The sequence below is a fragment of the Micromonospora foliorum genome, from assembly GCF_022229015.1.
GTDB lineage: Bacteria > Actinomycetota > Actinomycetes > Mycobacteriales > Micromonosporaceae > Micromonospora > Micromonospora foliorum.
In genome coordinates, this window is the sequence record NZ_JAKKFF010000569.1 from 1 (window position 1) to 12,687 (window position 12,687).

Genomic DNA, 12,687 nt, shown 5'->3' on the forward strand with positions numbered 1-12,687 from the left:
GAGCTGAATCGTTTGTGACATCACGGGCCCGCTTGCGAAGCCGGCGGCCTTGATTCGTTGACGACATCAGCTCCACAGGCGCCCCACCCAACGGTCACACCCCCGACCGGTGCGTCGTCCCCAGCTCCGTTCGGGGGGAGATAGGAGGAATGTTCGGTCCGTTCCGATCCCGATGATTACGGTGTGTTTCAGGGCGAACCATCAGTGCCGTGACCGGAGAAAGGGACCCGTCATGCGAGTGCCCAGCCGTAGCCCGGGACAGCAGCCCGGTTCGCCTCCGTCGCCCACCGCTCCGGCCCGCCGTCGACCGTCCGGCGCGACCCCCCGCCGCGTTCCCGCCCCCGCGCCCGACCTGGCCGCGTACCGGGCCGCCGTCGCCGAACTGCTGGTCGAGGTCGGCGCGTTGGCCGACGCGGCGAGCACCCGGGCCCGGCAGGTGCTCATCGACGAGCGGTTGCGGGAGCCGGCGCTCGCCGCGGTCCTCGACGCCACCCCGCAGGGGCTGATCGGCGCGCGCGAGACGCTGCTGCTGGAGATGGCCCGCTACCAGCCGAACGACCGCACCTCCGCGAGTGACCTCAGCGCACTGGTCCGGATCTACCTGCTCTCCCGCATCGACGTCCTGTGGTGGCAGGACGCGCCGACCTTCGTCACCGACGACCAGGTCAACGGCAGCGCCGAACTGGTCGACCTGGAGTGGCTGCGCCGCCGTGACCTGCTGCGCTTCCGCTACCAGGAGCAGCCCGCCACAATGCTGGGCCGGGCCGCGCGTGGGCTGCGTCGCCGGCTGCGACCCGACGCCACCCCGCACACCGCGGGCCTGCTGTTCCGCCGCGCCCGACGCGAGGTGGTGGCGCTGCTCAACGACATCGGACGGGAGTTCACCGCCGTCGCGCCGCCGGCCACCCCGCCACTGTGGGTGACCAGCCTGGTCCGCAGCGCCGAGCACCAGTACCGGCTGCGCCGCCTGGGCTACGCGGCGATGCTGCCCAGTGGGCACTGCCTCGGCTACTCCGTCGACGTCGAGCTGGCCTGGTTCGAGCGCTTCGGCGCGCGGGACGCCCTGGCAGAGCTGCTGCTGAGCCGGCAGGAGGCCGGCGAGCTGAACGTGATCGACGAGGGGCAGGCCTGGCACCTGTGTCTCGCGCCCACCGCCCGGCGTCGCCTGCGCCGGGCGTACGAAGCCGAGATGGGGGTCTGAGCCGGTGTGCGGCATCGCGTTGAGCATCGGGCCCGAGGCCGACCCGACGACCTTCCGGCGGATGCTCGCCGTCCTGGCCGCGCGCGGTGAGGTCACCGAGACCCGTTCCGAGAGCGGACTGCTCGCCGGCACCCGCCGGCTGCGGGTCGTCGACCGGGACCGGGCCGTGCAGCCGTGGACCTCGTCCGACGAGCGGTGGCTGCTCTGCTTCAACGGCGAGATCTTCAACTACCGCGAGTTGCGGGCGCAGCTGACCCGCCTGGGGCAGGCGTTCCGTACCGAGAGCGACACCGAGGTGCTGCTCGCCGCGTTCCAGCAGTGGGGCGAGGCGGCGGTGACCCGGCTCCGCGGTGAGTACGCCTTCGCGGTCGTCGAACGGGCCACCGGCCGGGCGTACCTGGCCCGCGACCCGCTCGGGGTCAAGCCGCTGTACTGGTCCCGTCGGCCCGGCTGCCTGCACCTCGCCTCCGAGGTCAAGGCGCTCGTCGGGCACGGCGCCCCGATCGCCGAGGTGCCGCCCGGGCACCACGGCTGGGCGGAGGCGGACGGGCACGTACGACTGAGCCCGTACGTGGACCTGCTCACCATCGGCGACGGCCTGCCGGTCATCGGCGACCCGGACGAGGCCGCGCTGCTGGTCCGCGCCGCGCTCAGCGACGCGATCCGGATGCGGGTGGAGACCGACCTGACCGTCGGGGTGGTGCTCTCCGGTGGTCTGGACAGCTCGCTGACCCTGCGGCAGGTGCGCGACATCCACCCGGACTGCGTCGCGGTGACGGTCGGCGTGGCGGACAGCCCCGACGTGGCGTACGCCCGGCGGCTCGCCGCCGACCTCGACGTGCCGCACGTGGTGGTCGAGCTGCGTCCGCGCGACATCCGGCTCGCCGACGTCCGGGAGGCCATCCGGATCTCCGAGCTGACCGAGTACGGCGACATCATCAACGCGGTTGTCTCGGTGCCGATTTTCCGGCGGCTCCGCGACCTGGGCATCAAGGTGGTGCTGACCGGTGACGGCTCCGACGAGCTGTTCGGCGGGTACCCGATGTACCACCAGGTCGACCCGGCCGCGGCCCGCAGGCTGTTCCTGCACCGGATCCGCAACCTGTGCCGCACCGAGTTGCAGCGGGTCGACCGGGCCGCCATGGCACACGGCGTGGAGGCCCGGGTGCCGTTCCTCGACCTCAGCGTGGTGGAGCTGGCGATGCGGCTGCCGCTGGACCTGAAGCTGCGCCACGGGCAGGAGAAGTGGATCGTCCGGCGGGCGTTCGCCGACGTGCTGCCGGACTACATCCTCCGCCGTCCGAAGAACCCGATGTCGTACTCGTCGGGGTTGCACGAGCGGGTCCGGCTGTACAAGCCGCTCTTCGCCCGGCTGCACCGCTCGTTCGGCTACGACCTGCAGGAGCCGGTCCGTCGGGACTTCGACACCGTGCTGAGCCGCTGCGGCAACGACCTGGACCGGGCCATCGCCGACGGGCTGACCCGACCCGACTACACGGTCCTGGAGCACGCCCGCGACCTGGTCGGCGCGGCCAAGTGGAACGCCGCGCCGATGGTCCGCCGGCTGGTCGGCCCGCGCCCGGCCCGGCACTGACCCCCCGGGCAGGCCACGCCTGACTCTCCCACGGACCGAGCCGGTCGCCACGCCGCCGAGGGGCGCTCAGGTCACCAGCAGCAGCGCGCCGACCGCGGTGAGCGTCGCGGTGACCGCGAGCAGGGTGCTGGTCAGCACGAACCGGGTCACCGGCACCGCCACCCCGGCCGCCCGGCAGCGCTCGAACCACAGCAGGGTGGCCAGTGAGGCCCAGGGGGCGGCCAGCGGGCCGACGTTGGTGCCGATCAGCAGGGCCAGCAGGCGGGTGTGGTCACCGGTCGGCAGCACCGACTCGCCGGCCAGGTAGGCGGGCAGGTTGTTCACCGCGTTGGCGAGCAGCGCTCCGGTGCCACCGGCGCGCAGGGCACCCAACGCGCCACCGTCGTCGCCGAGCAGGGTGCCGACGAGGTCGTCCAGCCCGTGCCGGCCGAGGGTCTGCACCACCAGGAACAGGCCGCTGACGAAGAACAGCAGGCGGACCGGGACCAGCCCCGGGCGCAGCGTCGCGGGGGAGCGGACGAGGAACCCCACCAGCACCAGCGCGACCGCGACGGTGGAGGCGAGCCCGATCTCCACGCCGGCGAGGATGCCGGCGACGAAGATCAGGCAGCCGACGAGCGCCGTGCGGTGCAGCACCGGGTCGGCCGGCACGTGCCGGGTCGGCGGGACGAAACGCCCACCGGCGGGCCGCTCCCGTCGCCACCACCCGAACCAGAGCAGAGCCATGGTGACCGTCACGGCGGCGAGCTGCGGCAACGCCATCCGGGCCGCGTACGCCAGGGGCGCCAGCCCGACCCGGTCGGCGGCGAGCAGGTTGGTCAGGTTGGAGACCGGCAGCAGCAGGCTCGCGGTGTTCGCCAGCCAGACCGTGGTGACGGCGAGCGGGGCGGCGGGGATCCGCAGGTTCCGGGCCAGTGCGAGCAACACCGGGGTGAGCAGCACGGCGGTGGTGTCGAGGTTGAGTACGAGGGTGGTCAGCGTGGCGAGACCGCCGCAGAGCAGGAACAGCACGGCCCAACTGCCCCGGGAGGCGATGGCCAGTCGGCTGGCCAGCACGTCGAAGACACCGGCCACGGCGGTCAGTTCGGCGAGCACGATCACGGTGCCGAGGAACAGCAGCAGCGGCAGGATCCGGTGCAGGGTGGCGGTGGTCTCCGCGCCGGGGAGCAGCCCGCTCAACGCGCAGGCCGCGCCGACCACGGCGAGGACGCCCGCCACCAGGTCCAGCGGGTGGGGCCGCCAGCGCGTGGTCGGTTCGGGAGGGGCGGCGAGGGTCACGCCTGATCACGTTGGCACAGTGCCTGGCCAGCCGGTTCGCAACCCTCGTCCTGGTGACGGGGCCCACCGTGCCCGCCCCCGGGGAGCCTGGCGTCGCAACGGGCCAGGCCCGGCCCCCGACGATCGGGGACCGGGCCCGGTGTGGTGCGCGGTGCCTACCAGCCCAGGTAGCTGGGCTGGGTCTGCACGTTGAGCTCCTGGTAACGGGTCAGCTTGGCCGACCAGGTGCGCCAGTCGTTCAGCTCCAGGACGTCCAGGCCCTTCACCATGTCGTTGGAGTAGATGTGGCCGTTGTAGTAGTACGCGGACCAGGTGCCACCGCCGACGAACGTGTCGGCCGAGAGCGGGCCGCGCTCCCAGAAGGCGATCTCCTTCGGGTTGGCCGAGTCGGTGAAGTCCCAGACCGAGATGCCACCCTGGTACCACGCCTGGACCATGATGTCCTTGCCGAGCACCGGGATCAGCGAGCCGTTGTGCGCCACGCAGTTCTCGGTGTCGGCGTTCGCCCGGGGGATCTTGTAGTAGCTGCGGAAGGTCATCGTCCGGGCGTCGCCGCGGCCGGCGATGTCGTAGATGGCGTCCGCGCCCCGGTTCGGGCCGACGGCCTCGTTGCAGGTCGCCGCCCCGCCACCACCCAGCTCGTCGGTGAAGATCACCTTGGTGCCGGAGTTGTTGAAGGTGGCCGAGTGCCAGAACGCGAAGTTGACCTCGTCCCGGACCCGGTTGATGACGCGGGGCGCCTCGCGGTTCTTGATGTCGAGCAGGATGCCGTCACCCATGCAGGCGCCGGCCGCCAGGTCCTTCGACGGGTAGGCGGTGATGTCGTGGCAACCGGTGGTCGCCGAGCCGGTCTCGCTGCCGGGGAAGCCGCCGTCCGGGAAGAGGTTCGGCGTCGCGACCACGGCCGCGTCGGTCGGCTTCTTCACCGGCACCTTGATGATGGAGATGGAGTCGTGCGGCGGCTGGCAGTCCGGGAATTCGGCCCGCGGGCTGTACGACGAGACGTACAGGTAGATGGCCTTGCGGTCCTTGCCCGGCACCAGGGTGTGGGTGTGCGAGCCGCAGGCCGTCTCGACGGACTTGATGTAGCGCGGGTTGGCCTTGTCCTTGATGTCGAAGACCTTGATGCCCTCCCACGAGCCCTTGACGTTCGCTCCCTGCGAGGTGCTGCTGCAGGAGTCGTCGCTGCGGGACGAGTCGGTGGAGAGGAAGAGCAGGTCACCATGGACGGAGATGTCGTTCTGCGACCCCGGGCAGAGCACCCGGGCCTTTACCGTCGGGGCGCTGGGCCGCGAGATGTCGTAGATGACGAAGCCGTTGTAGTTGCCGGCGAACGCGTACTTGCCCTGGAAGGCGATGTCGCTGTTGGTGGCGTCCAGTGGGGCGACCTTGGGCACGTTGGCGATCTGGCGCAGGTTGGGGCTGCTCACGATCTCGTCGACGCCGGGGATCGTGTTGGTGAGCGCGGGGGCCGGAGCCGCCTGCGACACCGTCTGGGCGCTGCTCGCCGGGGCGGCGAGAGCGCTGGCGACGAGGAGGCCGGTCGTGGCGAGCGCCACGACACGCAGTTGTCGTAACCGTGGCTTGTGGAATCTGATCATCGGCGGGGGCCCTTCGCAAGGGGGAGACGATGGTTGACACGTTACCGTCCGACGAAGAACGTCGATGTGAGCTGGCTCACATCAAAGTGGGTTCTTCAATCGATAACATCGCGGTGACCTCGACTCCAGGGAGTGGCCCATGACCAACCGCCGCGCACGCACCCTGGCGGTCGTCACACTGGCTCTCGCATTGCCGCTGGTGGTGTTCATGGTGATCCGCCTCGGCGGTGACACCGGCACGGGCGCCGCGCAGCCGGTCTCCGCGCCTGCCACCTCCGCCGCGCCGCCGACGGCCAGCCCCGTCCCCACCGACCTCACCGTCATCGCGCCCGGCCGTCCAGGCGAGACGGCGGCCACCCGCCCGGCGCACGAGGTCCGCGACGCCGGCCCCGCCCCGCACAACTCGCTGGACGTCTGGTTCGTCCGGATGATGATCCCGCACCACGCGCAGGCCCTGGCGATGGCGGAGCTCGCCCCCGATCGGGCCGCCGACCCCGACGTCCGGGCCATCGCCGAGCGCATCCGGGCCAGCCAGGGGCCGGAGATGGGCATGATGCGCGGCTGGCTGCAGACCCGTGGCCTGCCGGCGGAGGTCCAGGGGCACGACCACGGCACCATGCGCGGCATGCAGTCGCCAGAGGCGATGCGACAACTCGCCGCGGCCCGTGGCGCGGACTTCGACCGGCTCTTCGTCCGGATGATGACCGAGCACCACCAGGGCGCCATCGAGATGGCCACCGACCTGCTCACGGTCGGCTCCGACCTGACGCTCAACGAGTTCGCCAACTCCGTCGCCACCGAGCAGACCGTCGAGATCGACCGCATGCGTGAGGTCCTCGGCCGCTGAGCCCGGCGCGGGACCCGAGGCCGAGCGTTCCGGCACGTACGCTGGGTGACCGTGAGACGCACCCTGTTCGGTCGCCCGCTGCGTGGCGTCGCCTTCGACGTGGCCGTCGCCGCCCTGGTGGTGTTCGTCTCCCTGGCCGCGGCGGTGAGCCAGCCGGGCGGTTGGGCGGCCACGGCGGTCGGCCTGGGAATGGCGGTGGCGCTGCTGTTCCGCCGCACCCACCCGAGCGCGGTCACGGTGGCGGTCGCGGTGCTCGCCCTGATCCAGGTGATCGCCCGGTGGGGCCCGCTCATCTACGACGTGGCTGTCCTGATCGCGCTCTACAGCGTGGTGAAGTACGGCCGGCGGCTGCGCGACGGTGTGCTGGCCGGCGCGGTCGCGGCCGTCGGTGTGCTGCTGGCCGCCGCACAGACCCCCAACGTCATCCAGTGGTGGGTGACCGCGCTGTGGTACGCGCTGGTGACCGGCGCGGTGTGGTTGGTCGCGTTGAACGTGCGGACCCGCCGGCTCTACGTGCTCAGCCTGGAGGAGCGAGCCACCACCCTGGAACGCGAGCGGGAGGCCGAGTCTCGGGCGGCGGTCGCCGAGGAGCGCACCCGGATCGCCCGTGAGCTGCACGACGTGGTCGCGCACAGCATGGCCGTGATGATCGTCCAGGCGGACGGGGCCCGGTTCATGCTCGACCGTGACCCCGCCCAGGCGCGCACCGCCGTGAAGGTTGTCGCGGACACCGGCCGGCAGGCGTTGGAGGAGATGCGCCGGCTCGTCGGCGTCCTGCGCGACGCCGGCCCGGCCGGCCCGGACGGGGCCGACGGGCTGGCGGTCGCAGCCGACCCCGAGCACCGACGCCTCGCCCTGGCCGAGTTGCCCGACCTGCTGGCCCGGTTCGACGACGCCGGCCTGCACGTCCGCAGCACCGTCACCGGTGAGCCACCGGCCCTGCCGCCGGGCCTGGAGCTGACCGTCTACCGGGTGGTGCAGGAGGCGCTGACCAACGCGCTCAAACACGCCGGCGTCGGCGCCGGCGTCGAGGTCGTCCTGACGTACACCGCCGAGGCCGTCGTGGTCCGGGTGGTCGACGACGGTCACGGCCGCCCGCTGGTCAGCCCGGCGCCGTCCGGGGGTCACGGCCTGCTCGGCATGCGGGAGCGGGTGACGGTGTACGACGGCAGCCTCACCGCCGGTCCCCGAGTGGCCGGGGGCTGGCAGGTCGAGGTCCGGCTGCCGCTACCGTCAGAGCCGGCAACGGAGGTGATCGCGGCATGACGGTCCGGGTAGTGATCGTGGACGACCAGGCGCTGGTCCGCGCCGGGTTCCGGATGGTGCTGGACTCCCAACCCGACCTGGAGGTCGTCGGGGAGGCGATCGACGGCGCGGACGCCCTGCGGGTGCTCGCCCGCACCGAGGCCGACGTCGTCGTGATGGACATCCGGATGCCCACCATGGACGGGGTGGAGGCGACCCGCCGACTCTGCGCCGAGCGGCCCGCCGGCGGCCCCCGGGTGCTGGTGCTGACCACCTTCGACACCGAGGCGGACGCGTTCGCCGCATTGCAGGCCGGGGCGAGTGGCTTCCTGCTCAAGAACGTCCCGCCGGAGGAACTGCTGGCCGCGATCCGGGTGGTGGCCCAGGGCGACTCGGTGGTGGCTCCGTCGATCACCCGACGCCTGTTGGACCGGTTCGCCGGGCAGCTCGGTGCCGCCCCGAGCGCCGACCCTCGACTCGCGCAGCTCACCGAACGGGAACGGGAGGTGCTGCTGCTGGTCGCCCAGGGGCTGTCCAATGCGGAGATCGCCGCCCGGGTGCACGTGGCCGAGGCGACGGTGAAGACCCACGTCGGGCGGATCCTGGCCAAGCTCCAGCTGCGCGACCGGGTTCAGGCGGTGGTCCTGGCGTACGAGAGCGGGCTGGTCACGCCCGGCGGATGACAGCGCGTACGACCTGGGTCGTAGCGACCGACGGGCGCACCGCGACCCGGGGCGCACGCAGGTCGAGCGCGCAGGTGGAGATCGACAGACCGGTGCCGGCCATAGCGTCGGAGGGGTCCGATCCGCCACCTGCACCGGGAGCCCCGCATGATCCGCCTGACCCTGCGCTCGTTGCGTGCCGAGGCGCTGCGCATGCTGCTCTCGGCGCTCGCCGTCGTGCTCGGCGTCGCGTTCGTCGCCGGCACGATGATCTTCGTCGACGGGATGCGGACCGGGGCGTACGAGCGGGCCGGCACCTTCGACCGCCACACCGACCTGGGTGTCTACTCCGCCGGCCGCGAGGCGTTGCCCCCGGCCCTGGTCGACCGGGTGCGGGCGGTCGACGGGGTGGCCGCCGCAGCCGGTGAGCTGACCAACACCGCCGGGATCGTCGGTGCCGACGGTCGTCCGGTGCTCGGCTTCACCATGCTCGTGGCCATCCCCACCGAGGACGCGCTGCGCTCGTACGACGTGGTGACCGGCCGGTTGCCCGACCGGGCCGGGGAGGTGGTGCTCGACGCGCCGACGGCGGCCGAGCAGGGCTTCGGGCTCGGCGCGGCGGTCCGGATCGGCGCCTCCGGCGGGGCAGCCCGCCCGTACACCCTGGTCGGCACCGTCGACGTGGCCGATACCTCCCGCGACGTCGGCGGTCCGTTCGTCGGCCTGGTCGGGCCGGACGCCCTGGCCCTCACCGGCGAGCGGGGCTACGGGCGCGTCATGGTGGCGGCCCGACCGGGCGCCGACGTCGCGGCGCTGACCGAGAAGGTACGCGCGGTGGCCGGCGCCGAAGCCACCGTGAAGAGTCGGCAGCAGATCCTCGACGAGGCCGTGGAGGACGCGGTCCGCAACGTCGACCAGTTCCGCATGCTGTTGTTGATCTTCGTGGGGGTCGCGATCGTGGTGGCCGGCTTCGTGATCGCCAACACCTTCGCGATCGTGCTGGCCCAGCGCACCCGACGGACCGCGCTGCTGCGTCTGATCGGCGCCACCCGGGGCCAGGTCTTCCGGTCCACCCTGCTGGAGTCGGCCGTGCTGGGGCTGGTCGCCTCCGCGCTCGGGGTGCTGATCGGGGTAGCTCTCGCCGGCGGGATGCGGCTGCTGCTGTCCCGGCTGGACGTACCGGTCACCGGCGGCCTGACCGTGACCGCTTCGACAGTGCTGACCGGCCTGCTGCTGGGCACCGGGCTGACCGTGTGCGCCGCCCTGCTGCCGGCCTGGCGGGGGACGCGGATCGCCCCGGTGGCCGCGCTCACCGACGCCGCGGTGCAGCCCAGCCGGGGCGCTGGCCGGGTTCGGCTGAGCATCGGCGCGGTGGTGCTCGCCGTCGGTGTCGCCGCGCTGGCCGGTGCCGCCGGCGCCGGTCAGCTGCTGCTGGTGGCGGTCGGCGGGGTGCTCACCTTCTTCGGGATCGTGTTGTTCGGGCCGGTGCTCGTCCCGGCGCTGGCCCGGGTGTTCGGCTGGCCGGTACGACTGGTGCTCGGCGCCACCGGTGAGCTGGCGGTCGCCAACACGGTGCGCAATCCGCGGCGGGTCGCCGCGACCGCCACGGCACTCGTGATCGGGATCGGACTGGTCTCCGCGTTCATGGTCGGCGCGCGCAGCACCAAGGACGGCATCGAACGCAGTGTGGACGCCCAGATCGGCACCGACTTCGTGGTCAGCGGAATCGGTCAGGATTTGCCGGCCGCGCTGGTCGGTGAACTCGCCTCTCGCCCCGAGCTGGGTGTGGTGCACGAGCAGCGCAGCACGGTCGTCGACGACGTCGAGATCCGAGCGGCCCACCCGGCGCTTGTCGGTCGGACGCTGAGCGGGGTGCTGGCCGGCGACGCCGAGCGGGTCGGGCCGGGGCAGGTGCTGGTGCACCGCGAGTTGGCACGGGCACGCGGCTGGCAGGTCGGCTCGCAGGTGACCGTCCGTGGGAAGCCATTCCGGGTGGCCGCCGTGGTCACCGCCGACACCCCCGGCGGCGAGGTGCCCGCGGGTCACGTCATCGACCTGTCCGACCAGGACTTCGCGGCGCTCTTCCCGGCCCAGCGGGGCTACCTGGCCGAGATCGACCCCGCCACCGGGGTGAGCCCCGAACGCGCCCGCGACGCGATCACCACGGTGCTGGGCCGCTACCCGACGGCGAACCTGATGGACCAGGGCGCGTACAAGAAGATGCTCACCGGGACGGTGGACATGCTGCTCGCCTTCGTCACCGCGCTCCTCGGCCTGGCCGTGGTGATCGCCCTGGTCGGCGTGGCGAACACCCTGAGCCTGTCGGTGGTCGAACGGACCAGGGAGAACGCGGTGCTGCGGGCGGTCGGGCTCACCCGAGGGCGGATGCGGGCGGTGCTCGCCGTCGAGGCGGTGCTGATGGCGCTGGTCGGCGCGGTGCTCGGGGTCGGGCTCGGCACCGGGGTCAGCGCGTCCACGATGGCCCTGCTGGACCGCCTCGGCGGTGACTTCCACGTGGTGCTGCCGCTCGGCCAGCTCGGGCTGATCCTCGGTGTCGCGGTGCTGGCCGCCCTGCTCGCCTCGGTGTTGCCGGCCCGCCGGGCGCTGTCCCGCCCGGTCGTCGAGGCGCTCGCCGACCAGTGATCCCGGTCGCGGTCCGGACCGTCGGGTCTGACCCCGGGCCACCGGACGGACATCCGCCGGCCGGTCCCGCCATCTTCCCCGGCGGCGGGACCGGCCAGCGGTGCCGGGTCTACAGGCGCTCGACCATCGGGCCGACGCACCGGTTGCGGGTGTCGAAGACGTAGCGGGCGTGCTTGACCACGAGGTCGTAGTCGAAGGTGTCATGGTCGGTGACCACCACCACCGCGTCGGCCGCCCGCACCTCCCGCTCGGTGAGCCCGACCACGGTGACCCCGGCGGGGATCTGGTGCGCCTCCGCGTACGGCTCGACGGCGTGCACCTCGGCGCCGAGGGCCTGCAGCCGGCGCGCCACGTCGACGGCGGGCGAGTCGCGCATGTCACCGGTGTTCTTCTTGTACGCCAGACCGAGCAGCAGCAGTCGGGCGCCGCTGACGGCCCGGCCGTCCCGGTTCAGCCCTCCCATGATCCGCTGCGTGACGTGTTCGGGCATCTCGTGGTTGACGTCGTTGGCCAGCTCGATGAACCGGAACTGCCGTCCGAGGCGGCGCTTGACCTGCCACGACAGGTAGCACGGGTCGATCGGTAGGCAGTGCCCGCCGACGCCGGGGCCGGGCCGGAACGGCAGGAAGCCGAACGGTTTGGTGGAGGCGGCGTCGATCGCCTGCCAGACGTCGATGTCGAGGTGGTGCGAGAGCATGGTCAGCTCGTTGATCAGCGCGATGTTGACCTGGCGGAAGGTGTTCTCGATCAGCTTGGTCAGCTCGGCGACGCGGGTCGAGTCCACCGGTACGGTGCGTTCCACGAGGCGCTGGTAGAACTCGTCCACCCGGGCCAGTGACGCCGGGTCCACACCGGAGACCACCTTCGGGGTGTTCTCCAGTCGCCAGGTCGGGTTGCCCGGGTCGATCCGCTCCGGGCTGTAGCCGAGGTGGAAGTCGCCGGGGCTGGTCAGCCCGCTCGCCGACTCCAACAGCGGGCGCAGCAGCTCCTCGGTGGTGCCCGGGTACGTGGTCGATTCCAGGATCACCGTGCAGCCCGGGCGTACGTACGGGCCGATGCCGATGCCGGCCTGCTCGACGAAGCTCAGGTCCGGGGTGCCGTCCCGCAGCGGGGTCGGCACCGTGATGACGCAGATGTCGAACCCGTCGGCGTCGGTGTACTCCGTGCTGGGGTGGTAGCGGCCGCTGCCCAACGCCCGGCCCAGCCGATCGGCCGGGATGTCCTCGACGAACGACTCGCCGGAGGCGAGTCGCTTCACCCGGTCGGCGTCGACGTCGAGACCGACCACGTCGAGCCCCGCCTCGACGGCCCGCATGGCCAGTGGCAGTCCGACGTACCCCTGACCGATCACGACCAGCTTTTCAGCGCTCACCCAGGCTCCCGCAGCAGATGGTGTAAATGGCCTGCTGAGAGCCTAGAGGCGTCTTCGGCGACGTAAGTCCGTTTTGGGGATATCGGTGCTGGTGGGACTGCCGGGGTCGGCGACAGCGGGCGGCTCAGCCGCCCACCGGCACCTCCGGATCGACAGGCGCACTGGAGGTGGGGGGTGGGTCAGACGGCGGCGCGGCGCTCGTCGGCGGCGCGCCCGTCGTGGGCGCCGCGCTGGTCGGCGGCGC

9 protein-coding genes are annotated in these 12,687 nt (G+C 72.4%); 6 read left to right on the forward strand and 3 right to left on the reverse strand.

Annotation, left to right across the window (positions count from 1 at the left end):
• Positions 1-232: 232 nt before the first annotated feature.
• Positions 233-1,201, forward strand: coding sequence for a DUF5715 family protein (locus tag PSH25_RS31655; protein ID WP_238662550.1), 969 nt, complete (start codon positions 233-235; stop codon positions 1,199-1,201).
• A 4-nt stretch (positions 1,202-1,205) separates the two neighbouring features.
• Complete coding sequence (locus PSH25_RS31660) at positions 1,206-2,795, forward strand: asparagine synthetase B family protein (protein ID WP_238662551.1); 1,590 nt, start codon at positions 1,206-1,208, stop codon at positions 2,793-2,795.
• Between the two features lie 66 nt (positions 2,796-2,861).
• On the opposite strand, the gene PSH25_RS31665 is transcribed toward PSH25_RS31660, so the two are convergent.
• Entirely contained in the window at positions 2,862-4,073 is a 1,212-nt protein-coding gene (locus PSH25_RS31665) for an ArsB/NhaD family transporter (RefSeq protein WP_238662552.1), read from the reverse strand.
• 155 nt (positions 4,074-4,228) lie between these two features.
• Complete coding sequence (locus tag PSH25_RS31670; protein ID WP_238662553.1) at positions 4,229-5,674, reverse strand: LVIVD repeat-containing protein; 1,446 nt, start codon at positions 5,672-5,674, stop codon at positions 4,229-4,231.
• A gap of 139 nt (positions 5,675-5,813) precedes the next feature.
• On the opposite strand from PSH25_RS31670, the gene PSH25_RS31675 reads away from it, so the two are divergent.
• The 4 genes from PSH25_RS31675 to PSH25_RS31690 all read left to right on the forward strand — a co-directional run bounded on the left by PSH25_RS31675 (position 5,814) and on the right by PSH25_RS31690 (position 11,071).
• Entirely contained in the window at positions 5,814-6,521 is a 708-nt protein-coding gene (locus PSH25_RS31675) for a DUF305 domain-containing protein (protein WP_238662554.1), read from the forward strand.
• 45 nt (positions 6,522-6,566) lie between these two features.
• Positions 6,567-7,787, forward strand: a complete 1,221-nt coding sequence (locus tag PSH25_RS31680) for a sensor histidine kinase (RefSeq protein WP_238662555.1) — start codon at positions 6,567-6,569, stop codon at positions 7,785-7,787.
• Positions 7,784-8,449, forward strand: coding sequence for a response regulator (locus PSH25_RS31685; RefSeq protein ID WP_124815676.1), 666 nt, complete (start codon positions 7,784-7,786; stop codon positions 8,447-8,449). Before PSH25_RS31680 ends, PSH25_RS31685 begins: the two co-directional genes overlap by 4 nt.
• Positions 8,450-8,596: 147 nt before the next feature.
• Positions 8,597-11,071, forward strand: coding sequence for an ABC transporter permease (locus tag PSH25_RS31690; protein ID WP_238662556.1), 2,475 nt, complete (start codon positions 8,597-8,599; stop codon positions 11,069-11,071).
• A 109-nt stretch (positions 11,072-11,180) separates the two neighbouring features.
• Here the strand turns inward: PSH25_RS31690 and PSH25_RS31695 are convergent, their stop codons facing one another.
• The gene (locus PSH25_RS31695) at positions 11,181-12,443 is read right to left on the reverse strand and encodes a nucleotide sugar dehydrogenase (protein ID WP_238662557.1); all 1,263 of its coding nucleotides are present in this window, start codon (positions 12,441-12,443) and stop codon (positions 11,181-11,183) included.
• Positions 12,444-12,687 lie beyond the last annotated feature (244 nt).